This window comes from Allobosea sp. 05T439 (genome assembly GCF_056396005.1).
In genome coordinates, this window is sequence record NZ_JBFTKP010000022.1 from 75,550 (window position 1) to 100,302 (window position 24,753).

23 protein-coding genes are annotated in these 24,753 nt (G+C 65.7%); 19 read left to right on the forward strand and 4 right to left on the reverse strand.

Annotated elements, in window-relative coordinates:
- The first annotated feature begins 9 nt into the window (after positions 1-9).
- The gene (locus AC1DIO_RS22860; protein ID WP_441488386.1) at positions 10-246 is read left to right on the forward strand and encodes a DUF1127 domain-containing protein; all 237 of its coding nucleotides are present in this window, start codon (positions 10-12) and stop codon (positions 244-246) included.
- A gap of 20 nt (positions 247-266) precedes the next feature.
- Here the strand turns inward: AC1DIO_RS22860 and AC1DIO_RS22865 are convergent, their stop codons facing one another.
- Positions 267-1,214, reverse strand: coding sequence for a sugar-binding transcriptional regulator (locus AC1DIO_RS22865; RefSeq protein ID WP_476854116.1), 948 nt, complete (start codon positions 1,212-1,214; stop codon positions 267-269).
- A 216-nt stretch (positions 1,215-1,430) separates the two neighbouring features.
- Here AC1DIO_RS22865 and AC1DIO_RS22870 point away from each other — a divergent pair, with 216 nt between their 5' ends.
- The 9 genes from AC1DIO_RS22870 to AC1DIO_RS22910 all read left to right on the forward strand — a co-directional run bounded on the left by AC1DIO_RS22870 (position 1,431) and on the right by AC1DIO_RS22910 (position 11,521).
- Positions 1,431-2,471: a zinc-dependent alcohol dehydrogenase gene (locus tag AC1DIO_RS22870; protein ID WP_441488384.1), complete on the forward strand. Its 1,041-nt coding sequence runs from the start codon at positions 1,431-1,433 to the stop codon at positions 2,469-2,471.
- Between the two features lie 209 nt (positions 2,472-2,680).
- Entirely contained in the window at positions 2,681-4,141 is a 1,461-nt protein-coding gene (xylB, locus tag AC1DIO_RS22875) for a xylulokinase (RefSeq protein WP_441507934.1), read from the forward strand.
- 76 nt (positions 4,142-4,217) lie between these two features.
- Positions 4,218-4,892, forward strand: coding sequence for an HAD family hydrolase (locus AC1DIO_RS22880; RefSeq protein WP_441507933.1), 675 nt, complete (start codon positions 4,218-4,220; stop codon positions 4,890-4,892).
- Positions 4,893-4,898: 6 nt separating this feature from the next.
- The gene (locus AC1DIO_RS22885; protein ID WP_441507932.1) at positions 4,899-5,846 is read left to right on the forward strand and encodes a sugar-binding transcriptional regulator; all 948 of its coding nucleotides are present in this window, start codon (positions 4,899-4,901) and stop codon (positions 5,844-5,846) included.
- 185 nt (positions 5,847-6,031) lie between these two features.
- Positions 6,032-7,345 carry an extracellular solute-binding protein gene (locus AC1DIO_RS22890; protein ID WP_113517495.1) on the forward strand — a complete coding sequence of 438 codons (1,314 nt, stop codon included), beginning with the start codon at positions 6,032-6,034 and terminating at the stop codon, positions 7,343-7,345.
- On the forward strand, positions 7,329-8,333 hold the full coding sequence (locus AC1DIO_RS22895) for an ABC transporter permease subunit (protein ID WP_441488380.1): 1,005 nt from the start codon (positions 7,329-7,331) through the stop codon (positions 8,331-8,333). The genes AC1DIO_RS22890 and AC1DIO_RS22895 overlap by 17 nt, the downstream gene beginning before the upstream one ends.
- Positions 8,334-8,348: 15 nt before the next feature.
- The gene (ugpE, locus tag AC1DIO_RS22900) at positions 8,349-9,239 is read left to right on the forward strand and encodes a sn-glycerol-3-phosphate ABC transporter permease UgpE (RefSeq protein WP_476854117.1); all 891 of its coding nucleotides are present in this window, start codon (positions 8,349-8,351) and stop codon (positions 9,237-9,239) included.
- Positions 9,240-9,270: 31 nt separating this feature from the next.
- Entirely contained in the window at positions 9,271-10,029 is a 759-nt protein-coding gene (locus AC1DIO_RS22905) for a glycerophosphodiester phosphodiesterase family protein (RefSeq protein WP_476854118.1), read from the forward strand.
- 4 nt (positions 10,030-10,033) lie between these two features.
- Positions 10,034-11,521, forward strand: coding sequence for a mannitol dehydrogenase family protein (locus tag AC1DIO_RS22910; protein WP_441507930.1), 1,488 nt, complete (start codon positions 10,034-10,036; stop codon positions 11,519-11,521).
- Between the two features lie 89 nt (positions 11,522-11,610).
- Here the strand turns inward: AC1DIO_RS22910 and AC1DIO_RS22915 are convergent, their stop codons facing one another.
- On the reverse strand, positions 11,611-12,228 hold the full coding sequence (locus AC1DIO_RS22915; protein ID WP_476769755.1) for a TetR/AcrR family transcriptional regulator: 618 nt from the start codon (positions 12,226-12,228) through the stop codon (positions 11,611-11,613).
- A gap of 152 nt (positions 12,229-12,380) precedes the next feature.
- Here AC1DIO_RS22915 and AC1DIO_RS22920 point away from each other — a divergent pair, with 152 nt between their 5' ends.
- The 3 genes from AC1DIO_RS22920 to AC1DIO_RS22930 all read left to right on the forward strand — a co-directional run bounded on the left by AC1DIO_RS22920 (position 12,381) and on the right by AC1DIO_RS22930 (position 14,317).
- Positions 12,381-13,253: a DMT family transporter gene (locus AC1DIO_RS22920; protein WP_476769754.1), complete on the forward strand. Its 873-nt coding sequence runs from the start codon at positions 12,381-12,383 to the stop codon at positions 13,251-13,253.
- A 309-nt stretch (positions 13,254-13,562) separates the two neighbouring features.
- Entirely contained in the window at positions 13,563-13,823 is a 261-nt protein-coding gene (locus AC1DIO_RS22925) for a hypothetical protein (protein WP_441488374.1), read from the forward strand.
- Positions 13,824-13,915: 92 nt separating this feature from the next.
- Entirely contained in the window at positions 13,916-14,317 is a 402-nt protein-coding gene (locus AC1DIO_RS22930) for a GFA family protein (RefSeq protein ID WP_441507927.1), read from the forward strand.
- A gap of 39 nt (positions 14,318-14,356) precedes the next feature.
- Here AC1DIO_RS22930 and pdxR read toward each other — a convergent pair whose 3' ends face one another.
- Positions 14,357-15,862: a MocR-like pyridoxine biosynthesis transcription factor PdxR gene (pdxR, locus tag AC1DIO_RS22935; protein WP_441507926.1), complete on the reverse strand. Its 1,506-nt coding sequence runs from the start codon at positions 15,860-15,862 to the stop codon at positions 14,357-14,359.
- A gap of 247 nt (positions 15,863-16,109) precedes the next feature.
- Here pdxR and AC1DIO_RS22940 point away from each other — a divergent pair, with 247 nt between their 5' ends.
- From AC1DIO_RS22940 to AC1DIO_RS22965, 6 genes are all read left to right on the forward strand, one after another.
- Entirely contained in the window at positions 16,110-17,186 is a 1,077-nt protein-coding gene (locus AC1DIO_RS22940; RefSeq protein WP_441507925.1) for a D-alanine--D-alanine ligase family protein, read from the forward strand.
- 335 nt (positions 17,187-17,521) lie between these two features.
- Entirely contained in the window at positions 17,522-19,612 is a 2,091-nt protein-coding gene (locus AC1DIO_RS22945) for a catalase (RefSeq protein ID WP_441507924.1), read from the forward strand.
- A 147-nt stretch (positions 19,613-19,759) separates the two neighbouring features.
- Positions 19,760-20,197, forward strand: a complete 438-nt coding sequence (locus tag AC1DIO_RS22950) for a GNAT family N-acetyltransferase (protein WP_441507923.1) — start codon at positions 19,760-19,762, stop codon at positions 20,195-20,197.
- 456 nt (positions 20,198-20,653) lie between these two features.
- Entirely contained in the window at positions 20,654-20,785 is a 132-nt protein-coding gene (locus AC1DIO_RS22955) for an ABC transporter (RefSeq protein ID WP_113517473.1), read from the forward strand.
- A gap of 299 nt (positions 20,786-21,084) precedes the next feature.
- A complete protein-coding gene (locus AC1DIO_RS22960) occupies positions 21,085-21,447 on the forward strand; it encodes a hypothetical protein (protein WP_441507922.1) in 363 nt (120 codons plus the stop codon).
- Between the two features lie 341 nt (positions 21,448-21,788).
- Positions 21,789-22,670, forward strand: a complete 882-nt coding sequence (locus AC1DIO_RS22965) for a hypothetical protein (protein WP_441507921.1) — start codon at positions 21,789-21,791, stop codon at positions 22,668-22,670.
- 142 nt (positions 22,671-22,812) lie between these two features.
- Here the strand turns inward: AC1DIO_RS22965 and AC1DIO_RS22970 are convergent, their stop codons facing one another.
- Positions 22,813-24,630: a chloride channel protein gene (locus AC1DIO_RS22970; RefSeq protein WP_441507954.1), complete on the reverse strand. Its 1,818-nt coding sequence runs from the start codon at positions 24,628-24,630 to the stop codon at positions 22,813-22,815.
- Positions 24,631-24,753: the final 123 nt, after the last annotated feature.

Here is a 24,753-nt window from a genome sequence, read left to right on the forward strand (position 1 = left end):
GAGGTTGTCATGGACGGATCTTGTACCCTTGCCTCAGTCCCGCACCGGGCCGCGCCGCCGGGCATGTCGCGTTTGCAGTCCAGTCTGGCGAGCCTGCGCAGCATTCTCACGACCTGGCGCTGGCGGCTGCGCTTCCGCTGGCAGCTCGCGCGGAACCTGCAGGAGAATCCGCGTCTGATCAGGGATATCGGCCTGACGACATGGCAGGTCGAGGCCGAGATCGCCAAGCCCTTCTGGCGGCGATGAGCGCCTCGCGCGCTCACGCGTCAGCCACGATGCAGCGCCAGCACCGCCGCGGCGGCGTCTTCATCGGTGATCACCACGGACGCCAGCCTGGCGCGGAGTGCGGCTGCGATCACCGCGGCCTTGTTCGTGCCGCCGGATGCCAGGATCACGGTCGGGATGCGGCGCAGGCCGTCCAGGGGCAGGGCGATGGCGCGGCGGTTGATCGGGTGGTCGATCGCGTTGCCCTCAGCGTCGATGAACTGCCCGAGCATGTCGCCGACCGCACCATGCTCCGCCAATTCCCTGGGGCCGACATCGCCGGGTAGCCCGTAGCGCACCAAAAGCGAGCGCTCGCTCAGATCACCGGCGCTGAGGATCGCGACATCGGTCGCGCGGATGCGGGCGAAGGCGGCCTCGAACACGTCCTGCGCCAGGATGGTGTGGCGCGATTGCGGCGTGCCGGCATAGATCGGTGCCGCCAGATAATGGCACTCCGCCTGCCAGAGCCTGGCGAAATGGCTGGCGATCTCGAACGTGTTGATTTCGATGCCATAGGTCAGCCCGCCCATCATCGAGGTCACGGTCAGGTCGCGATACTGGCCGGCCCGCACATGCCGGATCGTCTCGCGCAGCGTCCCGCCCCAGCCGACGCCGAAGACGCCCGAGGGATGCTCGTCGATGATCTGCGAGACCAGCTCGCCGGCCGCCTTGCCGATCTGCGCGGAGATCTGTGCCGGGTCGCTCGGCGTCGGCACGACGATCGCGTCCTTGAGGCCGAACGCCTCGACCAGCGCCTGTTCCAGCCTGACGCAGCTCTCCAGCCGCGAATTGATCGTGATATTCACGAGCCCGCTGCTGCGCGCCTCGTTCAGCAGGCGGTTGACCCGCAGCCGCGTCATTTTCAGCCGGTCGGCGATATCCGCCTGGGTCAGGCCTTCCATGTAATAGAGCCAGGCGGCCCTGACCTGGGTTTGCGGATCCTCCGGCATCGCGTCATCCCAAGGGCGAGAGCGGCGTCGAGACCGCCAGCCCTTCGCGGCGGAATCGGTCGAGATTGCGTTCCTGCACCGGGCTTACATCGCTTTCGTTTGCTGCGACAACGCACAGCGATGCGGCCTGCCGCTGCGGATTTGCCTTGACCTTCACTAATGTAAATACACAAATACATTTGTAGAAGACCCAGCGAAGCCGGAGTGCGTTGCAGAATGTCCCACGCCATCTTTCTTCACGCCGCGGGTGACGCGCGCTTCGCGCCGTTCAACCTGCGCGAGGGGGCTGCCAGTGAAACCCTGCTGGATGTCGCGGCCGTCGGCCTCTGTGGCAGCGATCTGCACTATTACAAGGATGGCGGCATCGGTTCGGCCGTGATTGCCACCCCTTTCGTGCCGGGCCACGAGTTCAGCGGCTGGCTGACCGAGGACCTGCCGGAGCTTGGCCTGGCGCGGGGCGCACTGGTCGCGGTCGATCCGAATCAGGCCTGCGGCCAGTGCCAGCATTGCCGTGACGGCCACCCCAATCTCTGCCCCGAGGTCGTGTTCATCGGTGCGCCCCCGCATGATGGCGCGATGACCGAGCGGATCTGGGTGCCGAAATCGCAGATCGTTCCCGTGCCGGAACGCTTCACGCCGAGCGATGCCGTGATGCTGGAGCCGCTCGGCGTCGCGATCCACGCGGTCGACCTCGCCAAGCCCCGCCTGCTCGAACGCGTCGCGCTGATTGGTTGCGGCCCGATCGGGCTCCTGATCCTGCAGGTGCTCCGGGCCGTCGGCGTCGGCGAGATTCTGGCCTGCGATCCGCAGCAGCATCGGCGCGCGCTGGCGCTCAAGCTCGGCGCGAGCAAGGCCGGCGCCAGCGTGGCCGAGATCGCGGACTGGACGAAGGGCGAGGGCATGCCGCTGGTGGTCGAGGCCACCAATGCACCGGAAGGCTTTCGCGATGCCATTCGCGCCGCGCGCATCGGCGGGCGGGTCGTGCTCGTCGGTATTCCCGATGGCGACAGCTATGTCGTTCCCGCCGCCGAAGCCCGCCGGCGCGGCCTCACCATCAAGTTCTCGCGGCGCATGGGCCATGTCTATCCCCGGGCGATCGAACTCGTCGCGCAGGGCAAGGTCGATGTCGATGCGGTCGTCAGCCACCGCTTCTCGCTTGCCGACGGGCCCGACGCCTTTCGTCGCCACGCCGCCAACGAGCCCGGCATGGTGAAGAGCCTGATCTACCCGCGAGGGCCCGCTGATGACGCGCGCTAAGGCATCGGCCCGAAAAGTGGATTGCGGTTTTCGGAAGAGCCGATGCAAGCACATAAGAGCATCGGCCCGAAAAGTGGATCGCGGTTTTCGGGAAAGCCGATGCAAACACATAAGCTTAGATCATCAGACCGGACACGATATCCGGTCCGATGACCGAAGCGCTCGTGGAAACATGACGGGCGTCCGACACTGGCGAGGTGGCGCCTGACGTGAGCTTCATCGGCATCGATCTCGGCACCTCGTCGCTCAAGGCCATCCTGGTCGACGGGCAACAACGCGTCGTCGCCGATACGGCGCGCGCGCTCACCGTGCATCGTCCGCAGCCGCTCTGGTCGGAGCAGGAGCCGGGCGATTGGGTCGCCGCCGCCTTGGGCGCCTTGCACGACCTGAGGGACGCTGCGCCCTCCGCCTTTCGTCTCTGCAGGGGCATTGGCCTGTCAGGGCAGATGCATGGCGCCGTACTCCTGGACGAGGCCGACCGGCCGCTGCGTCCCTGCATCCTCTGGAATGATGGCCGCGCCAGCGCGGAATGCGCCGCGCTCGAGGCGGCCGAGCCGGCCTCGCGCGCCATCACCGGCAACATCGCGATGCCGGGCTTCACCGCGCCAAAGCTGCTCTGGGTCCGCCGGCATGAGCCCGCTCTCTTCCGGCGCATCCGAAAAGTCCTGCTGCCGAAGGCCTATCTGCACCTTGTGCTGACGGGGGAAGCGATCGAGGAGATGTCGGACGCATCAGGCACGCTCTGGCTCGATGTCGGTTCCCGCGACTGGTCGCAGAGGATGCTTGCTGCGACCGGGCTCGATCGCAGCCAGATGCCAGCCCTCGTCGAGGGCTCGCAGCCCGCCGGACGGATGCGCGCGGATCTCGCCCGCGAACTCGGCTTTGATTCACCGCCGCTCTTTGCCGGAGGGGCAGGCGATAATGCGGCCGGCGCGGTTGGCTTGGGCGCCGTCGCCGCCGGGGCGAGTTTCCTGTCGCTCGGCACATCCGGTGTGCTCTGGCGTACCACCGCCGGTTTCGAGCCGCGGGCTGACAGGGCCGTTCATGCCTTCTGCCATGCCTTGCCCGGCCTCTGGCACCAGATGTCGGTCCATCTCTCCGCCGCCGCGAGCCTGAACTGGTGGGCGAACGTGACGGGGCATACAGAGGCCGAGTTGCTGGCGGCGCTCGGCGAGACCGTCACGGCGCCATCGCCGGTGTTGTTCACGCCCTATCTCTCCGGCGAGCGCACGCCCCATAACGACCCGCAGATGCGCGGCGGCTTCGCCCGTCTCGGTCACGAAACCGGCCGCAATGCCATGACGCAGGCGGTGCTGGAGGGCGTCGCCTTCGCATTCAGGGACGGCAAGGCGGCGCTGGAAAGCGCGGGCGGGCCGATCATGGAAGCCGTGGTCATTGGCGGCGGCGCGCGTTCGGGCCTGTGGCTCTCCATCCTCGCCAGCGTCCTGGACATGAGATTGCATCGCTATCCTCAGACCGAGACCGGCGCCGCCTTCGGGGCGGCGCGGCTCGCCCGCTTGGCCTGCACCGGCGAGAACTCCGGCGAAATCTGTACCCAACCCCTGGGCAGCCCCGAGATTTTCAATCCGCAGCGGGATCTCGTTGCGGCCTATCGGGAGCGCTACGACGATTGGCAGAGCGCCGCTGAATTCAGTCGCGCGCTGCAGTAGGCGCGGTTGCAGGATTTGACAGGAATGCGAGCGGATGCTCTTGATCGGAGCATCCGTTCAAGATTGTTGCTGTCTCATGGCTCCGCTTCCACGCTTCGACCTCATCATCCTCGACTGCGACGGCGTGCTCGTCGACAGCGAGACGATCAGCTGCCGCACCCTGGTCGATATTCTCTCGCCACTGGACCCGGATTATGATCTGGAAGCGGTGATGCGGCGCTATCTCGGGCGCCCCGCCAGCGCAGTCGTCGAGGATTATGAGCGCATGACCGGCCGGCCGGCTCCGGAGAGTTTCAGGCAGGACTGGCGGGCGCGGCTCTTCTCCGCCTTCAGCGCGGCGCTGCAACCCGTTGCCGGCGTGCGCGAGGCGGTCGAGGCCTTCGATGTCGACTATTGCGTCGCGTCCTCCAGCGACGAGGAGCGCATCGAGCATTGCCTGCGCAAGGTGGAGCTCTGGAATCTGTTCGAGGGGCGGATCTTCAGCACGACGCGCGTCCAGCGCGGCAAGCCCGCGCCCGACCTCTTCCTGCTTGCGGCGCGCGAGCGCGGCGTAGCGCCCGAGCGTTGCCTCGTCATCGAGGACAGCGTCAGCGGCGTGCTTGCCGCCAAGGCGGCGGGAATGACCGCCTATGGCCTGACCGCAGGCAGTCATTTTGCGGTGCTGGACCAGCGGCGCGCGCTGGTCGAGGCCGGCGCCGACAGGTTGCTCGGCGCCTGGCGCGAGCTCGCGCTGCCTGCAACGGCGGGCTGAGGCGTCATGGCCGATAATGACAGCGCGCGCCTCGACGATGCCGCCCGCGCCGGCTGGCTCTACTACATTGCCGGCCGCACCCAGGACGACATCGCCGGGATCCTGAACATTTCGCGCCCCGCCGCGCAGCGGCTGGTTTCGCTCAGCCGCAGCGAGGGGCTGATCAGCTTCCAGATGAACCATCCGATCGGCGCCTGCATGGAGCTTGCGGCACGGCTGCGCGATCGTTTCGAGCTGCAGCACTGCGAGATCGCGCCCTCCGACGGCTCGGCCGAGACGGCTGCGGCCGGCGTCGCCTCGCTCGGCGGGGTGCTGATCGAGCGCTGGCTGCGCTCGCGCAAATCGCTGGTCATGGCGCTCGGTACCGGGCGTTCGATGCGCGCCAGCATCGAGCGGGTGTCGCCGATGTCCTGCCCGCTGCACCGGCTCGTCTCGCTGGTCGGCACGATCTCGCCGGATGGCTCCGCCAGCCCGTTCGACACGCTGGTCAAGCTCGCCGAGATCACCAAGGCCCAGCATTTCCCGATGCCGCTGCCGCTCTATGTCTCGAGCCCCGAGGAGCGGGCGCAGCTGATCGAGATCGAGGCGATCCGGCGTATCCGCGCGATCGCCGGCGAGGCCGATCTCTGGCTAATGGGCATCAGCCAGATCGGCGAGGACGCCGTGCTCTATCGGGACGGTTTCATGACGCGCAGCGAATTGCTCGAAATGGTGCGCCACGGCGCGGTCGGCGAGGTTACCGGCTGGGTCTTCGACGGTGAGGGCAGGCTGCTCGACCGCGGTACCAATCTGCGGGTCACCTCCGTGCCGCCGGAGCCCGGCAGCGACCGGCTGCGGATCTGCATCGGACAGGGTACCGCCAAGGTCGCTCCTCTGCGTGCCGCGCTCAGCGGTCGTCTCATCAATGGCCTCGTCACGGACGAGGATACGGCGCGCGCCCTGCTGGCGCTCTGAGGCCGGCCAGCAGCTCCCTGCGTCCATCGCGTCACTCCCGCTTCGTCCTGATGTCCGGCCCGTGCCCCCCGATTGCCGGCGGCCGTCATCGCTTTGTCATCGATGGTTGACATAGAAGCGGAGTGTGCGAGCATATGCTTCAATCAAGAGCAGATGCTCATATAAACCGACGAGGGAGGCTTTGAATGCGACCTGTCTTTGGTGCGCTCGCTGGTGCGGGTGCGATGCTTCTGGCGGGGTTGTCCTGCGCCCAGGCGGCAACCGAAATCGAGTTCTGGCATGCGATGAGCGGCACGCTCGGCGAACGCGTCGACGAGCTGGTCAAGAAGTTCAACGACTCGCAGAAGGACTATGTCGTCAAGGCGGTCGGCAAGGGCACCTATGACGAGGTCCTGAACGGCACGATCGCCGCCTATCGGGCCAAGCGCCAGCCGGAGATCGTGCAGTCGAACGAGCGCTCCTTCCTGACCATGGTCAATTCGGGGGCGATCATCCCGACCAGCGAACTGATGGCCCAGCAGGGCCAGCCGATCGACGTCAAGAAATACATCGCGCCGGTCGTCAGCTACTACGCCATCGACGGCAAGCTCCAGGCGATGCCGTTCAACTCCTCGACGCCGATCCTGTTCTACAACCGCGACCATTTCAAAGCCGCGGGCTTCGACAAGCCCGGCGCGACCTGGCAGGAGCTCGAGCCGCAGCTCGAAGCGATCAAGGCCAAGGGCGTGTCGAAATGCGCCATGGTGCTGCCGGGCGACTACGAGTGGAGCTTCCTGGAAAACTACAGCGCCGTGAACGACATCCCGTATGCGACCAAGCGCAACGGCATGGACGGGCTCGACACCAGCTTCGTCTTCAACAAGGGCAAGCTCGTCGGCCAGGTCGAGCGGATGAAGCGCCTGATCGGCCCCGGCGTGATGCAGCTCGCGGGGCAGGGCGTCATCCCGATCCAGCTCTTCACCTCGGGTGAATGCTCGACGATCATCGCCTCGACTGCCTCGCATGCCGCCGTCGTCGCCGCTGCCAAATTCGACTGGAGCGCGGCCGAGATGCCCTTCGAGCAGGGTGTGACGCCGAAGAACAGCGTCATCGGCGGCGCGGCGCTCTGGACCCTGAAGGGGCACACGCCGGAGAAGTACAAGGCGATCGGCGCCTTCTACAATTTCCTGGCCCAGACCGACACGCAGGTCTGGTGGCACCAGGCCACCGGCTATGTGCCGGTCACGGTCGCTGCCTATGACGCAGCCAAGGCGCAGGGCTACTACCAGAAGAACCCGACGCGCGAGATCGCGGTCGTGCAGCTGATGCGCGGCACGCCGAGCGACAATTCTCTGGGCTTCCGTATCGGCAACAGCAACCAGATCAATGTCGCGATCATGGAAGAGGTCTCGGCCGCCTTCCTCGGCCGCAAGCCGGTGCAGCAGGCGCTCGACGATGCCGTTTCGCGCGGCAACGAGTCGTTGCGCCGCTACGAGCAGCTCAATGCTGGCAAGAAATAGCGCGGCGGAGCTTCCCGCGGCGGCTGCCGGCGGCTGGCGCTTGCGCTGGCCGCTGCGGCGCCGGACTGCTCCGGCTTTCTCCGACGGGCAGGCCGAGAGCGGGTTGAAGCGGGCCCATTTCACGGAATGGCGCTTGCCCTTCTGGCTGCTGGCGCCGCAGCTCTTCATCCTCCTGCTGTTCTTCTTCATCCCCTCCGTCAGGGCGCTGATCCAGGCGTTCCAGCTCACCGATCCGTTCGGCGCGACGACGCAATGGGTCGGCTTCCAGAATTTCGAGCGGCTGTTCCGCAGCAGCGTTTATTGGTCCTCGGTCCAGGTCACGGTCGTGTTCACCGTCGCGCAGAACGTGCTGACGCTGTCGCTCGCGCTGCTGCTCGCCTTCGCCTCGAACCACATCCTGCGCGGGCGCGGTGCCTACCGCACCATCCTGCTGCTGCCCTATGCGATCGCGCCCGCGATCGCCGGCATCATGCTCGCCTTCCTGTTCAACCCGCGCGTCGGCCCGGTCGCCCATATGCTGCAGGGGCTCGGCTTCGACTGGGATCCGAACCGCAATTCCTCGCATGCGCTCGCCCTGATCGTCATGGCGGCGTCCTGGAAACACATCTGCTACAACTACATCTTCCTGGTCGCGGCGCTGCTTTCGGTGCCCCATTCGATCCTGGAATCCGCCTATCTCGACGGGGCCGGGCCGATCCAGCGGTTCCTGCGCATCTCGCTGCCGATGATCGCGCCGACGCTGTTCTTCCTGATCGTCATCAATTTCGTCTACGGGCTGTTCGAGACCTTCGCCATCGTCGACGCGACGACGCGCGGCGGCCCGGCCGGAGCGACCTCGATCCTGGTCTACAAGGTCTATCAGGACGGTTTCGTCACGCTCGATCTCGGTTCGTCCGCCGCCCAGTCCGTGATCCTGATGGGGCTGGCCCTGCTCCTCACCTATGCGCAGTTCCGCTTCATCGAGCGGCGCGTGAACTACAGCGTGTAAGGGGAGCGCCTGAGCATGAACGAGCGCACGCCCGTCCTTGACGTCGTCTGCCATCTCATCCTGCTGGTCGGCGCAGCACTCGTCTGCCTGCCGCTCTATTTCGTCTTCGTCACGGGAACGCTGACCCAGCAGGAGGTCATGCGGGTGCCGATGTCCTGGCTGCCTGGCGACGCCTATTTCACGAATCTGGAGACCGTGTTGAGCAGCGCCAATTTCGGCCGGCTCCTGCTCAACTCCTTCATCATCGCCAGCGGCATCACCATCGGAAAACTCTCGGTCTCGGTGATCGCGGCCTTCGCCGTCACCTATTTCCGTTTTCCCTTCCGGCTGACCGTGTTCTGGCTGATCTTCATGTCGCTGATGCTGCCGATCGAGGTCCGCATCGTCCCGACCTATGAATCGGCGGCGAATGTCGCCCTGCCGCTCAACATCCTCGGCTCATGGCTCGGCATGCAGGTCCTGGTCGATCTCGACTGGAACATGGTCAACCGCTATTCCGGCCTGATCCTGCCCTTGATTGCCTCGGCCACCGCGACCTTTCTGTTCCGCCAGTTCTTCCTGACCATTCCGGACGAACTCTGCGAGGCCGCCCGTATCGACGGCGCCAGCCCCTGGCAGTTCTTCCGCCTGATCCTGCTGCCGCTCTCGCGCTCCAACATCGTCGCGCTCGCGATCATCCTCTTCCTGATGGGCTGGAACCAGTATCTCTGGCCGCTGCTGCTCACCACCGAGCCCGCCATGGCCAATGCCGTGATCGGGCTGAAGAAGCTGATGCCGCAGGCCGACTCGCTGCCGACCTGGCATCTCCTGATGAACGCGGCCCTGCTGACGATGCTGCCGCYGACCCTCGTCATCCTTCTCCTTCAGCGCTGGTTCGTGAAGGGACTTGTCGACAGCGGCAAGTAGCGGCCAGCACCATAAAACCAAGGCGACCATCATGCGGATCATCGGACATCGCGGCGCGCGCAATATCTGGGCGGAGAACAGTCTCAGCGGCTTCCGGCAAGTCTGCGACCTCAAGAACGTCTGCGACCTCAAGGTCGACGCGGTCGAACTAGATGTGCATCTCTCCGCCGATGGCGAGATCATGGTGATCCATGATCCGCTGCTCGAGCGCACCACGGACCATAAGGGGCCGGTCGCCGGGCTCTCCCGCGAGGCGCTGCGCAAGGTTCGGCTCAACGACACGCTGGGCGAGACGATCCCGACCTTGGCGGCCGTGCTCGACGTCTTCGCGCCGACCGGCATAGAGCTCGAGATCGAGATGAAGATGGACGCGCTCGGCAATCCCCATGCGGGACTGCTGGAGAAGGTCATCGCCCTGGTCGAGGCCAGAGGCATGGCCTCGCGCGTCGTCCTGACCTGCTTCGTTCCCGAGGTCATCGAGGAGATCCGGGCGAAGGCCCCGCACATGCGCCGCCTCGCTTCGGTCGATCGCCGCTCCTGCGAAGCCTTCGGCGGCGTTGATGCCACCTTGCGGCGCTTCGTCGATCTCGGCTGCATCATCGCGGTCGAGCAGTCGCTGCTGCGGCTGGCACTCGATCGTGCGCTGGGCATTGTCGGGCGCGAGAAACTCGGTGTCTGGGTGCCGAGCACCCTGCGCGAGCTTGATTACTGGCTGGGGCAGCCGATCGCGCAGATCACCAGCGATCGCCCCGATCTCGCCCTGCAATTGCTGGCCGCGAAGGCTGGGTGAGGCGATGGCCGTCACTCTGTCGCGGGCCCGGCTCGGCGAAATCGGCAGCGCGGTCGCCCGGCCGCGCTATCGGCCGGAGGATCTGAGCGCCGGCATCGTCCATTTCGGCGTCGGCAATTTCCACCGCGCGCATCAGGCCTGCTATCTCGACGAACTCTTCGAGAGCGGGCTCGATCGCGACTGGGCGATCATCGGCACCGGCGTGCAGGAAAGCGATGCGGCGATGGGGCGCGAGCTTGCCGCCCAGGACTTCCTGACCACGGTCGTCGCGCAGGAAGCGACCTCCGCGCAGGCGCGGATCACCGGTGCGATGATCGATTTCATCCCGCCCGGCGACAGGGCAGGGCTGCTCGCTCGCCTCGTCGATGCCCGCACGCGGATCGTCTCGCTCACCGTCACCGAGGGCGGCTACTACATCGATCCGGCGACGCAGGCCTTCGACGCGAACCACCCCGATATCATTGCGGATGCCGCCGATAGGCTCGCCTCTCCAAAGACCGCCTTCGGGCTGATCGGCGCCGCCCTTCTGCAGCGCCGCGCCGCCGGCCTTGCGCCCTTCACGGTGATGTCCTGCGACAACCTGCCGGGCAATGGCCATGTCACGGAGAATGCCGTCGCCGGGCTGGTGGAACTGGTCGACCGTTCCGACGCGCACTGGATCCGCGAGAGCGTCGCCTTTCCCAACGGGATGGTCGACCGCATCACGCCCGCGACCTCGGAGCGCGAGCGCGCGGCCCTGCGCAGCGATTTCGGCATCGACGACCGGCGCCCGGTCTTCTGCGAGGATTTTCGGCAATGGGTGCTGGAGGATCGCTTCCCCGCCGGGCGGCCGCGGCTCGAACAGGTCGGTGTCGAATTCGTCGCCGATGTCGCGCCCTTCGAGCTGATGAAAATCCGCATCCTGAATGGCGGGCACGCGGCGATCGCCTATCCCGCCGGCCTGCTCGATATCCATTTCGTACATGAGGCGATGGAGGACCCGCAGATCGCGCGTTTCCTCCGGGCCCTGCTCGATCACGAGATCATCCCGCTCGTGCCCCCTGTGCCCAATACCGACCTCGGGGCTTATCGGCGGACGATCGAGCGGCGCTTCGCCAATCCGAAGATCGGCGACACGATCCGCCGGCTTTGCCTGGACGGGTCGAACCGCCAGCCCAAGTTCATCCTGCCGACGCTGCGCGACGCGCTCGGGGCAGGCCGCCCCATCGACGGTCTCGCGCTCGTCTCCGCGCTCTGGTGCCGCTATTGCTATGGCGAAACCGAAAGCGGGCAGGCGATCGCGCCGAACGATCCGAGCTGGCAAAGGCTGACGGAGCAGGCCCGCAAGGCCAGAATCCAGCCGGAGTCCTGGCTCGCGATGCGGGATGTCTATGGCGATCTGGCGGACGACGCGCGCTTCCGGGAGGCTTTTGGTCAGACCCTGCAACGAATTTGGCACGTCGGCACGCGGGCGAGCCTCGACCACTATCTGGCCCGCAGCGCCCAGGGCTGAGCGCGTCGGCGTTCGGGCGCCGCGCTGCCAGGCTACACTCGGGGCATCAGGCTAGTCCGGTTCGCGGAACGGGGCGGGAATCTGGCTTATCAGGCAAGCTTGATGTCCAGCAGGCTTTCGATCGTCCTGATCCCGGTCTCCGCCTGGAGCCTCTCGTCGATCTCCTCTGCGCTGAGGCATCCTTCAAGCCAGAGGCCGTCGATCACGGCGTTGAGCGCGATGCTGAGGCGTTGCCGCTCGGATGGGCCTGGATTGCGCTGCTCGGCCGTCAGCACTTCTCCGATCAGGTGGTCGCAGGCGCATCGGTAGGCGAGATATTTGTCGCGATGCACCTCGGCGAAGGCAGGGTTGATCGGAACCTGGCTGATGAAGGTCGCCCATAGCGACAGGACGCGAGGATCGGCGACCGGCCCGCTGATGCTCGCGAGGATGAAACGGCGCAGCTTCTCATGCGCGCTGCCCTCCGTCTCGACGATCGCGAGAGGCGGTCCGGTGATGATCTCGATCGTCCGACGGTACGCTTCGACCATCAGATTGTCCTTCGACGCGAAGTGGTGCCGGATCAGGCCGTTGCTGACGCCGGCATGGGCAGCCACGGCGCGTACCGTCGTGCCCTGGATGCCGAGCTCCGCGATGCAGTCGAGCGCGGCTTCGATCAGGTCGGCGCGTCGGTTGAAGTCGGGGGCCCGCCTGAATGTCGCCGTCATCACTGTGCCTCCGATGCAGTCAGGGTCAGCAGATCAATATTATGCGCTTGCATAGTAGCTATACAATCGCATAGTCCCGCGCCACAAGACCCGCCACGACCCCGAACCCGACGCACCGGCAGACACAGCGCTTGACCCAGCATTCGACACACATGAGTGAGCGCTCCAGGGGGACGTTCCTCGTCCTGGCGGCGACGATCTGCTGGAGCGCCAGCGGGCTCTATTCGCGCCTGCTGACCACCGATGTCTGGACGGCGATCGGATGGCGCTCCCTGTTCGCCGGTCTCTTCCTGATTGGGCCCTTGCTCATGCTCGGCGGCGGCCTGTCGCGCCGGCACTGGCGGGCGGTCGTGCAGCCGGCGGGTTTGGCCATGATCGCCTGCCAGACGATCAGCCAGGCGAGCTTCATCGGCGCCTACTACACGACCAGCGTCGCCAACGTCGCCGCCATCTATGCAACCGCACCGTTCATTGCCGCGCTCCTGGGCTGGCTACTCCTGAAGGAGCGCGCGTCCTGGCGTACGCTGGCGACGGGCCTGGTCTGCCTGGTCGGGGTCGGCATCATCATGGCGTCGTCGATCGGCGGCGGGCGGGTCGTCGGAGACCTGCTTGCCCTCGTCATGACGGCCTCGTTCGCAATGGTCATCGTGCTGCCAAGGCTTAACCCGGACCTGCCGGCGCTGCCGCCCATCATCGTCAGCGCGCTTTTGACCTTCGTGCTGTTTGCCCCTTTCGGCTCGGCTGGTTCGCTCGACCTCCATAACTGGGTCGTGCTCGCGGCCTTCGGCGCCACGAATTTCTCGATAGCCCTGGTGCTCTTCATCATGGGCGCACGTCACCTGCCGCCGGCCGAGGCGGCGCTCATCGGGACCACGGAGATCGTGATGACCCCCTTGTGGGTCTGGCTCCTGCTGGCCGAGAAACCGCCGGTTGCCACGGTCATCGGGGGCGCGGTCATCTTCGCAGCGGTCGTCTGCCATACGGCGATCGAATTGACGCGGACCCGCCGGCTGAGCCGTTCCTGATGTGACATGCGGCCAGCCCGGTCGTTCAGGTCGGCTCGAAACGCCGGGTCTGGCTACGCTTGCGGATCGGGCCCCTTATCATCCCGAGGCCCTGGAATGTCCGGTGATCAGCGAGCCCGATCGGCGGGCCATGAACCAACACGGATTTTTGTTTGACCGGGCGTGGACGCGTGGTCGGATATGGCAGACCCTGTCGTCCGGGAATGGGCAAAGATGGGATGGATTGCGGCGCTCGATCGCGGGCGGGCTGGAGGAATATCGGACAGGCACAATTCATGCTTCGCGGGGATTGCAGCAGGGGAGGCCGGGATGACGAAAGCCACCTACACAGACTGGATGGCCGTGCTGGAGCGCATGGAGCGAACCCAGCGCGAGCACTATCTCGCAGGCCATGACGACGAGGGCGACGCTTTGGGCAAGCAGATCGAGCAATGGATACTGGCCGGCCGGGCCCAGGGCTATTGCGTGCGGGACGGCAGGCCCCTGACGGATACGCGGCACCCTTCCGAGACAAGCCTGGCCGGTGAGATGCAGCGCCAGTCGGGCCAGCACCGGTCGTCAAAGCACTGAGCCCCCGCGGGCGCGTAGCGCGCTGCAACAGGATGCCACGCGGCGAACGGGCATCCGCTGCGTGCAGGTGGCTCTGACGCTCGGGAGATCCCATGCAACGCGTCGCCTCCTGCACATGCGGCCAGCTGAGCATCACCGTCGAAGGCGAGCCGCGTGGGGTCGGCCTGTGCCATTGCCTGGCATGTCAGAGCCGAACGGGAAGCGCTTTCGCCTATCTGGCCAGCTTTGCCGCTCCCTACACGGTGTCCGGGCGGGCGTTCGAATATGTTCGTACCGGCGACCAGGGAGCGGCGTTCAAATTCCGCTTCTGTCCGGTCTGCGGGAGCAATCTCTTCCACAGCGAGGAGGGGGCGACCGGGGCGGTCTCGGTTGCTGTCGGCGCCTTCGGCGACCCGGATTTCCCGCTGCCCCAGGTGTCCGTCTACGACATCCGGCGGCATGGATGGGTTGCGCTGCCCACCGGCATCCAGGCGTTTCCGCGAGACCCGGACTGAGCGGTCGGATACCGGCCTCGCGCCTCCCGGATTGCCGCCTCAATCGGGCGCCTTGCGAAAATCCGTACCGTCGAGCACCTCCGCCAGAAGCCGCGTTCCCAGATCGGCTTCCGCCTCGGAAAGCCCGGAAAATCCGAACAGCAGTCTCGATGTATCGGAGGATGCGACGTTCATCCGGGACAGCGGCATGACGACGACGCCCTTCGCCAGGGCGGCCGCGGAGACAGCCCTGTCGTTGCTCCAGGTCCCCGTGCTGCGTGCGGTGAGATTGATGCCCTGATCGGGAACGACGACGGCAAGATGCTCGCTGGCACGGTCCCTCAGGAGGCCCGTCAGCAGATCCCGCGACGCGCGCAGTCGCTCCCTGAGGCGGCGCAGATGGGCTGGAAAATAGCCCTCATTGAGAAAATCGCCGACGACGCGTTGCTGGAAAGTCGGCGGGCAGCGGTCAAGCGCCGGGCGCACCGCCCGGAACACCGGCACCAGATCGGCCGGGACCACGAGATAGCCAAGCCGCAGGCTCGGCAGCAGGGCTTTGCTGAACGTGCCGGTGTAGAGGACACGATTGGCCTGATCCAGGCCTTGCAGCGAGGCGATCGGATGACCGTCATAGCGAAATTCGCTGTCATAGTCGTCCTCGACAATCCAGCAGCCATGCCCCCTTGCATAGGCGAGAAGCTCGAGCCGCCGCGGCAGGGAAAGAACGGAGCCGACCGGATACTGGTTTGACGGCGTCACATAGAACAGCGCCGGTGGTTGCAGCGAGCCGGCCGCCAAGACCTCCGTCATGACCCCCTCGTGATCCACGGGCAGGCCGACGATCTGCGCGCCATTGAGAGTCAGGCATTGTCTGGCCGGCGGATAACACGGGTCCTCGACAACGACGCTGTCGCCAGGTGAGGCCAGCACGCGAAAAGCCAGGTCGAGCGCCTGCTGCGTTCCGGCCGTGATGAACAACTGATCAGGCGTACAGCGCACCCCCCTCGAAACGGCCAGGTGAGCGGCGATCGCGGCCCGAAGCGCGGGCTCCCCCTGAATATCGCCATAGCCTTCAAAGGCGTAGTTCATGTGCCGGCCGGCAATGCGGCTCAGGAGGCCTGCGGTCCGCTCATCATGGGCGATCCGGCCGGTCACAAACGGCAGGGGCTTTTGTGGTTCGAGGCTGGGTCCGCAGGTCAGAACCCGCGTGACCGCTTGCGAGAGCGCGCGGCTGGTCGCATGAGCCGCTGGCTCCTTGCGTTCACCGGCTCTCAAGAGCCCATCCGGAACGCCTGCAGAAATATAGGTGCCCGACCCGTGGCGGGCGATGGCATAGCCCTCGGCGATCAGGATCTCATAGGCCTCGGCAATGGTGCCGCGCGACAGCTTCCACTCCTGCGACGCCAGGCGGGTCGAGGGCAGGCGCTGTCCCGCATCCAACCGGCCGTCGGCAATCGCACCGCGCAGGGCAAGGTAGAGCTGCCGCGCCAGGGATGCCGGGGAGGATGGATTGATACCCGGCTGAAAGCGAGCCGATGGGCTTTCCCTGCGCCGCTTCAGGTTCATCAAGCCTCCCATCCAAATGGCTCACCAAGTGGCTCAGGGTGGAATCGTATAGTGGCTCTGTAAAATGAATCAATAATGCATTCTGATTGAGCCACTTTCAAAGTGCCGCCGCAGATCGACGAGGAGAAGCAGGGATGGAGATGCAGGCGCCACGCCGCTGCAGGCCCTCTTCGACCGCGTCTTCGCCCATCACGGCTTCGCGGTCGGTTTTTGAGCCTTCTGCAAAGCGAATCTCCTGGAGTTCCTGATGTCGATGTCTTCGCCCCGATTGCGGATTGCCGTGCTGTTCGGCGGACGCTCTGCCGAGCATGACGTGTCCGTGCTGTCGGCCACCAATGTGATGAATGCCCTGGAGCCCGCGAAATATGACGCGGTACCGATTTTCGTGACGCGCGAAGGGCAATGGCTGCTGAGCCGCCTCGAGGGGGGCATGCTCGCCAAACCCGAGAGCGGTACGGAGGTCTCCCTCGTCCCGGGCGGACGCGGGCGAATGATCGCGATCGAGGCCGGCGGCAGGATGGTCGACGCCGGGACGATCGACATCCTGTTTCCCGTCCTGCACGGGCTCTATGGCGAGGACGGTTCGATACAGGGGCTTGCGGAAGTCGCGCGCGTGCCGCTCGCGGGCTGCGGCATCCTCGGCTCTGCGGCGGCGCTGGACAAGGATATCGCCAAGCGCCTGCTGCGGGCAGCCGGCCTTCCGGTCGCCCGATCCGTGACCATTAGCGACGATGCTGCACCTGACCTTCCTGCTTTGGAACGAGAACTTGGGCTACCGCTTTTCATCAAGCCGGCGCGGCAGGGCTCTTCGATCGGCGTCAGAAAGGTCTCCGGAAGCCAGGAATTCAGGCCGGCGCTGAGCGAGGGGTTCCGGCATGACCGCAAGTTGCTTGCCGAAGAATTCATCCAGGGGCGCGAGATMGAATTCAGTGTGCTGGAAGATCAAAGGGGCGGATTGTTCGTATCCCGGCCCGGAGAGATCGTTCCGGCCGTGAGCCATGGCTTCTACAGCTACGACGCCAAATATATCGACGAGAACGGTGCGGCGTTGAAGGTACCGGCGGAATTGCCCGCAGAGGTCGAGGCGCAGATGCGGGAGATGGCCGCCAGGGCATTCAGGGCTCTCGGCTGCGATGGCATGGCGCGCGTCGATTTCTTCCTGACGGCGGATATGCAGCCTCTCGTGAACGAGGTGAACACGATTCCGGGCTTCACCAATATCAGCATGTATTCCAAGGCGATGGCCGCCAGCGGCGTGAGCTATGCCGAAATCATCGATCGTCTCGTCTCGCATGGCCTGGCGCGCGCCGGTCGGGCCGGCTGACATTGCCGGTGAACGGGATCGGGGCGGCCGAGGCGAGCAGCGGTTGGAGCAACCGACCGATCGGCGTCGCTGTTCTCAGCGGATCATTGCCGACAACTCTGGCCGCCGTTCGGCAGTTCGATACCTCTGAGGGCGAGCTTTTGGCAAGGAACCGGGGCGAGCAACCGTCAGCGCAGGCGAGCACTCGATCCCGCGCTGTCGGCGCCGGACCAGGGCTTCGGGAGCGGTCTCGGTGGGAACGGGCGGCCGGCTCGGACGTTGGAGCCGCACATGCAAGATCCGGGCGGCGCCAAACCTGGCCCCGACGACTTGCAAGCCAGCGACGGGCAGCCATCATGAGCAAATCAAGATCGACGGGAACGCCAAGGGCAAACCCCGGCAACGGGGGCGAGACGCACCAGACTGCTTCTGCTCCGGACAAGCGGATCACGACGAACCACGGCGTGCCGGTGAGCGACAACCAGAACTCGCTCAGGGCGGGGCGGCGTGGCCCGACCCTGCTCGAGGATTTCGTGCTCCGGGAAAAGATCCAGCATTTCGACCACGAGCGCATTCCCGAGAGGATCGTCCATGCACGCGGCTCGGCGGCGCACGGCTATTTCGAGCTGACTGAGTCGCTGGCCGAATTCACCCGCGCCAGGATCCTCACCGAAGTCGGCGTCAAGACGGAGCTGTTCACGCGCTTCTCGACCGTCGCGGGCGGCGCCGGTTCTGTCGACACGCCGCGCGATGTGCGTGGCTTTGCGGTCAAGTTCTACACCCGGGAGGGCAACTGGGACCTCGTCGGCAACAACATCCCGGTCTTCTTCATCCAGGACGCGATCAAGTTTCCCGATCTCATTCACGCCGTGAAGATGGAGGCCGATCGCGGATATCCGCAGGCCGCCAGCGCCCATGACACCTTCTGGGATTTCATCGGCCTGATGCCCGAGGCCACCCACATGATCATGTGGGCGATGTCGGACCGGGCCATTCCGCGTTCGTTGCGCATGATGGAGGGTTTTGGAGTCAACACCTTCCGGCTTTTGAACGACAAGGATGAGCCGACCTTCGTCAAGTTCCACTGGCGGCCGAAGCTCGGCACGCAATCGACTTGCTGGGACGAGGCCGTGAAGATCGCCGGTGCCGATCCCGATTATCACCGTCGCGATCTGCATGAAGCCATCGCTGCGGGTGATTTTCCGGAATGGGAGTTCGGTGTCCAGCTCCTGAGCCAGAAGGAGGCGGACGCGCTGCCATTCGACATTCTCGATGCCACCAAGCTGATACCCGAGGAGCTCGTGCCGATCCGCTTCATCGGCCGCATGGTGCTCAATCGCAACCCGGACAACTTCTTTGCCGAGACGGAGCAGGTCGCCTTCCTGCCGACCAACATGCCGCCGGGCATCGATGTCTCGGAGGATCCGCTGCTGCAGGGGCGGCTTTTCTCCTATCAGGACACGCAGCTCTCGCGCCTTGGCACCGTCAACTTCCACCAGATCCCGATCAACAAGGCCAAGGGCTGTCCCTTCCAGAATCTGCAGCGCGACGGGCAGATGCAGACAAAGGTGTTCACGGGGCGCGCGAATTACGAGCCCAACAGCCTCAGCGAGGCCGGCGAGGACGGCGGGCCGCGCGAGGATCCGAACGGCGGCTTCCGGACCTTCGCCCTGCCGGTGGAGGAGACGAAGCTCAGGCTGCGTTCGGAGAGTTTCGCCGACCATTACTCGCACGCCCGACTGTTCTTTCGATCGCAGACGGAGATCGAGCAGGCCCACATCGCCAGCGCGCTGGTCTTCGAGCTGTCGAAGGTCTCGCTCGACCATGTCCGCTTGCGGGTTCTCTCCAATCTACGCAATGTCGACGAGACACTGGCCGGTCGCGTCGCGGACGGGATGAACATGGCGCTGCCCAAGGCATCGGCGCCGGCCGTGGCCCCGCAGGACATGGAGGTTTCGCCAGCCCTGCGCATCGTCGGCAAGTATCCCGAGACGCTGAAGGGCCGGGTGGTCGGTGTCCTGGTTTCGGACGGGGCGGACGGAGCCTTGATCGACATGCTTGGAAAGGCCGTCGAGGGCGAGGGCGGCACGGTCAAGATCGTCGCGCCAAGGATCGGCGGCGTGACCTTGAAGGGCGGCAGGACGCTGAAGGCCGACGGTCAACTGGCGGGCACGCCGTCGGTGATGTTCGACGCTATCGCCCTCGTGCTGTCCGAAGCAGGTTGCGCAGCCCTGCTCAGCGAGGGCGCAGCCATCGATTTCGCCAAGGACGCCTTTGGCCATCTCAAGGCGATCGGCTTCAGCGCCGAAGCGAAACCGCTCCTCGACAAGGCGGGCATCGTCGCGGATGCGGGCGTCGTGGAGCTCGGTGCCAAGGCTCAGGCCTTTCTTGCCCCCGCCTGCACGCGCCAATGGGGCCGCGAGCCAAAGGTTCGTACCCTGGCTTGAGCCGGAAGGTCGGGAACCCGCAAGGCTCGGCCTGCGGGATGGGCCCACCATGCAGAACGGTGGTGGGTCTTTCCGTTGGGCAGGAGGCGTCAAAGCGGTTTGCTGCTAGGAATGCGGCAGATCGGGTGGGACGCGGATAGGCGAAGCATGGGCGTCGAGCTGCGCGAAGTGACCGCCGCAACCGTTCGATCGATCTGCAGCCTGGAGGTCGCCGACGAACAGCGCACCTATGTTGCGCCTGTAGCGGTATCGATAGCTCAGGCTCATTTCGAGCCGACATCGATGTTTCGAGCGATCTATGCGGATGACGAGCCCGTGGGCTTCATCCTGTGGCGCAGCGGGGAACAGCCGAAATCGGCTTATCTCTGGCGCTTCATGGTCGACAGGAAGCACCAGGGAAAAGGCCATGCGCGTGCCGCGATGGAATTGGCCTTTACGGAATGGCGTGCGCTCGGCTTCGATACCTTGATCACCAGCGTTGTTCTGGGCCAGCACAGCCCGCTGGGCTTTTACCTGTCGCTTGGATTTACAGAGGCGAATGAGACCACGCGCCATGGCGAATGGGTTCTTCGCAAGACGCTCTAGCCGCGCGCTGGCATCGGATCGCCGCCGACTGGCCCGTCTCCGGAGCGCTCAGCCGGTGCCGTTGAATTCGGTACGAAATTCATGAAATTCGCGGGCAACAAGGTTCGGATCGCTCGTCTAGCCTCTGCAACCTTGCCAATCCGGCATGTGCAGAGCCGGCCTGCGCTTGACCCGTCAGCAGTCGCGTCCCGGCACCGTGCCGGCCAGGACGCGGGCGACCGGGGCGCCCAGGGCGGCCCATCGGGAACCGGAGGGATGCCCGTTCGTTTCACAGTGATCCGCGAGGATTCCCACGAACTGGCCCGCCATCCCGAGAGAGATGGTGGGTCTTTTTCGTTAACCTTCGCACGATAACTTCCTCAATCGATGGAACCGATCGGGGAAATGGGAATTTCCCTTCCGTCATGCTACATTGGATGGGCGGCGTCGTCGTCCTGGCAACGAGGGATAACCGATATGAAAACCATACTGGTTCTGGCCGTTTCTGTGGGGCTGATGGGCATTGGTGGCTGTGCCGCCGATATGTACGGCAAGGGCAAAGGCAAAGCCCCGCCGCCGGTGGCTTCGCCGATCGTGACCAAGGGCTGAGGCCCGAATCCAGCGACCCTCGGGTCGCCCGAGTTTGCCCGCTGCTCCGAAAGGGGCGGCGGGTCTTTTTTTGTCTGCCTGTGCCGGTCCTGCCGCGGATCGGCCCGACCTGCCGCTACAGCGAGCCGCGCGTGGCACCCGCTGCCKAACGGCCGAGCGCCTCGTCCGCTGGGTGTTGACGATAATCGAGGGCGGGGTGGATGATCGGCTGCCGACCGCGCGATCCGAACTGCTGGCAACGACACCCTGCTGTTCAGCGAACTTGGCCTGTCATAGAGGATTGAAGCCAGATGTTGCGAATGTCCATTGTGGTCATTGCGGCGCTGCTCGTGACAGGCGTCGTCGCATTCGAAGATATCGATGGCAGTTTGGCCAAGCTGGAGCCGATAGACCGAGCAACCCTGATTGAGGCTATCGATCTGCACATGAACGACGGTACTTCGACTAAAATCAGAAATGTCAGGCCTGTGTCTGAGAACGTATACCTTTGCGGATGGATCGATTCAAAGAATAGCTTCGGCGCCTATGTKGGATACCGCAGATTTATTCTCCACATGGGCAGCAAGGAATTTTTATACGACGGAGATTTCCACCGAGGCACCGAGCATCTCGCCGCATCGACCAAACGATTTATTGGCGCGAAGTGCGGGCAGGGGTCGTAATTGCGCGCGATCGTATGGGCGAGGAGCAACGAGCGGGCGGATCAGCCCAACATGCCCGTGGACGAGAAATACAGAGCACGCTGCGGAGCCGGGAGCATCGCGACGTCACGGCGCAGCTTCAGCCGGTCGTCCTGAGCAATGGTAGCCGCTCGTTCGCTGGCCTGAGAGGCCGCCCCATAGCGCAGGGAACCGAATGCCCCACCGGAGGTTGCTCGATTGTGGCGCTGGCCACGGGCAATCAGGAGGAGGGGGCAATGGACGGTATCATCTATCTCGTCGGGTTGATTGTGGTGGTCATGGCCATCCTCTCGTTCCTTGGTCTGCGTTGAGAGGAGGCGAGAATGGCTGTTCTTCCCACAGAAACCGATGTCTCGATCGCGGTCGCGCCGGCTCCGTCCTCCTATCTGGAATGGGCCCCCATCCTGGGGGGAGCGGTGCTCGCAGCCGCCATCTCCTCGATCATGACGGCCTTCGGATCGGCGATCGGGCTTTCCTTGGTTTCGGCGGAGCCTTCGCGCAGCTCTTCGCTCGCCGTGCTCGGCATCGCAGCAGCGCTATGGGCGCTCTGGGTCACCGTCTCGGCCTGCATTGCCGGCGGCTATGTGGCCGGCCGGATGCGGCGCCCTGTTCCCGATGCCACCGCCCACGAACGGGAGATGCGTGACGGAGCGCATGGCCTCCTGGTCTGGGCAACGGGGGCGCTCCTGCTGGCTTTCATCGCGACGTCATCGGCTGTTGGCGCGGGCCGCACAGCCCTTGAGGGCGCGGCAGCCGCAACCTCGGGGGCGACTTCGCTCCTGAAGCTGCAGCCGGATCCGCTCGGCTCGGCCATCGATGGCATCCTGCGGGCGCCCGGCGCCGGTGCGCCGGTGACGCCCGAAGAGCGTTCGGAGCTGAGCCGGCTGATGTCGACGGCGATGGGGAATGGCACGCTCGATCCGGCGGACCGCGACTATATCGCGACCCGCATGGCAAGCCGTGCCGGGATCGGCAAGCCCGAGGCGGAAAAGCGTGTCGATGACACGCTGGCAAAACTGAACCAGGCCAAGGAGACGGCGAAGCAGGCCGCCGAAAAGGCACGGAAGGTCGGCATCATCTCGGCCTTCCTGACGGCCGCCGTGCTTCTCGTCGGTGCTGCCGCGGGCTGGTTCGGGGCGGTGCTTGGAGGTGGCCACCGTGACGAGCAGCGCGAAATGCCGGGTTGGGGCCGGCGCCGTCTCTGATCCAGGCGTTCCCACAGGTCGAAGCCCGCCGGGTTTCGGGATGAAGCGGCCGCCGGGATTGGCGGCCCTTCTGCGTTCTCGGGCCCAGGGGCTCCGCAATCGCGGCAGCGGAGGGGCGGGAGCCCCCCTGTTTGGGTTGCGCTCAGCCGCCGGTCAGGTCGCGGCTTTGGCGATCGAGCTCCGCATTGTAGCGGCGCAGGGCGAACTGCTCGGTCAGAAGGCCGATCACTTGCAGCGTCTCGCGACTGTCGACGACGGCGAGTTCCTCGCTCTGCGATGCGGCAAACAGCGCCGCAGCCTCGCGGATATTCATCGAAGGCAGCAGGACGTCCTTCTGGTTGCGGGCGAGTTCAGCGACCGTGGCGACCTCCAGATCGGCGCCATACGCCTCGGATACCAGCACCAGGCCGGCATAGCGGCCCTGTCCATCGACCAGCACGGCGCGCTGGTTCGCGCCCAGCGGGAATGCGCGGCGGAAGCCTTCGAGGGATGTGCCTTCCGCGACCGTCCGGACATCCCGGCGCATCATGCGCCCGACGGCGAGGTCGCGAACCCAGCCGATATCGGCAGCGCTGCGGATCGCCTCGCCGCGCAGGTGGAAGCGCCAGGTCGCGAAGGAATAGCCGAAGGTGCGGCGCACCGTGATCGAGGAGACGACCGAGGCGGCGAGCACCGCCACCGTGAGCGGCAGGCTCCCCGTCGTCTCCAGGGCGAGCAGGGCCATGGTCAGCGGGCCACCGACGACTGCGGTTGCCATCGCGCTCATGCCGACGACGGCGAAGACCGTCGAAGCGGCCGGAATCCCGAACCCGGCGGTCCAGGCCAGAGCCATCAGCTTGCCGAACATGGCGCCGATGAAGAGCGAGGCGAAGAACAGGCCGCCGCGAAAGCCGGAGCCGATCGAGACCGCCGAGGCGATCGATTTCAGCAGGATCACGGTGAGGAGGAAGGACGCCGTGTAGTCGGCGGCGAAGCCGACATGCAGCGCGCTGTGTCCCGAGGACAGGACGGTCGGCGTCAGCAGGGCCAGCAGGCCCACCATCAACCCCCCGATGGCGGGACGCAGGGCGAGCGGCAGTCGGCTTTGCCTGAACAGGTACTCGGCCAGCGATACGCCCCGCATCAGCAGGATGCCGAGGCCGGCGCAGAGTGCCCCCATCACCATCACGAGGACATAGTCCTGCCCGGTGAGCGGCGCGGTGATGTCGACCTGGAACGGCATCGGCGTCAGGAAGAGCCGGGTCACGCCTATGGCGCAGAGCGAGGCGACGACGACCGGGGCGAGCATCGCGACGGTATAGGTCGCGATGATGAGCTCGAAGGCGTAGAAGGCGCCGGTCAGCGGCGCATCGAAGGCCGCGGCGATCGCGCCGGCGGCGCCGCAGCCGACCAGCACCCGCAAGTCGGCGCGCCGGACCTGCAGCAGGCGTCCGATCTTGGAGGCGAAGGCGGCACCGCCCTGCGTATAGCCGGCCTCCATGCCAACGGACGCGCCAAAACCGTTCGAGACCAGCGTCTGGGCCACGAGGATCAGGCTGTCCCGAAGCGACAGGCGCCCGCCGTGGAGAGCATTGGCCTCGATCGGGTCGACGACGGAGCCCCGCCTGCGGCGAGCCAGCACCACGCCGAGCACTCCCATCAAGAGGCCCCCCAGGACAGGTATTGCGACCGCGCGGAGCGGATCGACCAGGGCTGCGCCGCTGACGTCGCCCTTATGGGTCGCAAAAAAGGACAGGTGCAGGAATTTCGAAGCCCCGACCATCGCAACGACGAGCAGGCCGGCCGCGATGCCGACCAGGCCGGCGAAGACGACGAGCGCGATCTCGTCGCTGCGCAGCCGCCGTGGCAGGTCCCGTCTGAAGCGTAGCCAGGCCGCACGCGCGTTGCGGCGCAGACGGTTGCGACCGAGGGTTCCGAAGACCGTTGGCTCCACCACGCCTGTCACCCCAGCTAGCCGCATTCGGCTGGGAACCACGACGAGGCGCATCGAGCCGCCCCGGCCGTGTCAACCTGCCGCGTGCTAGATGGCCCGCCCCCTGCGCGTCAACCCGCCGACGGTTCTCGTCGATCCGCTGCCCCTGAC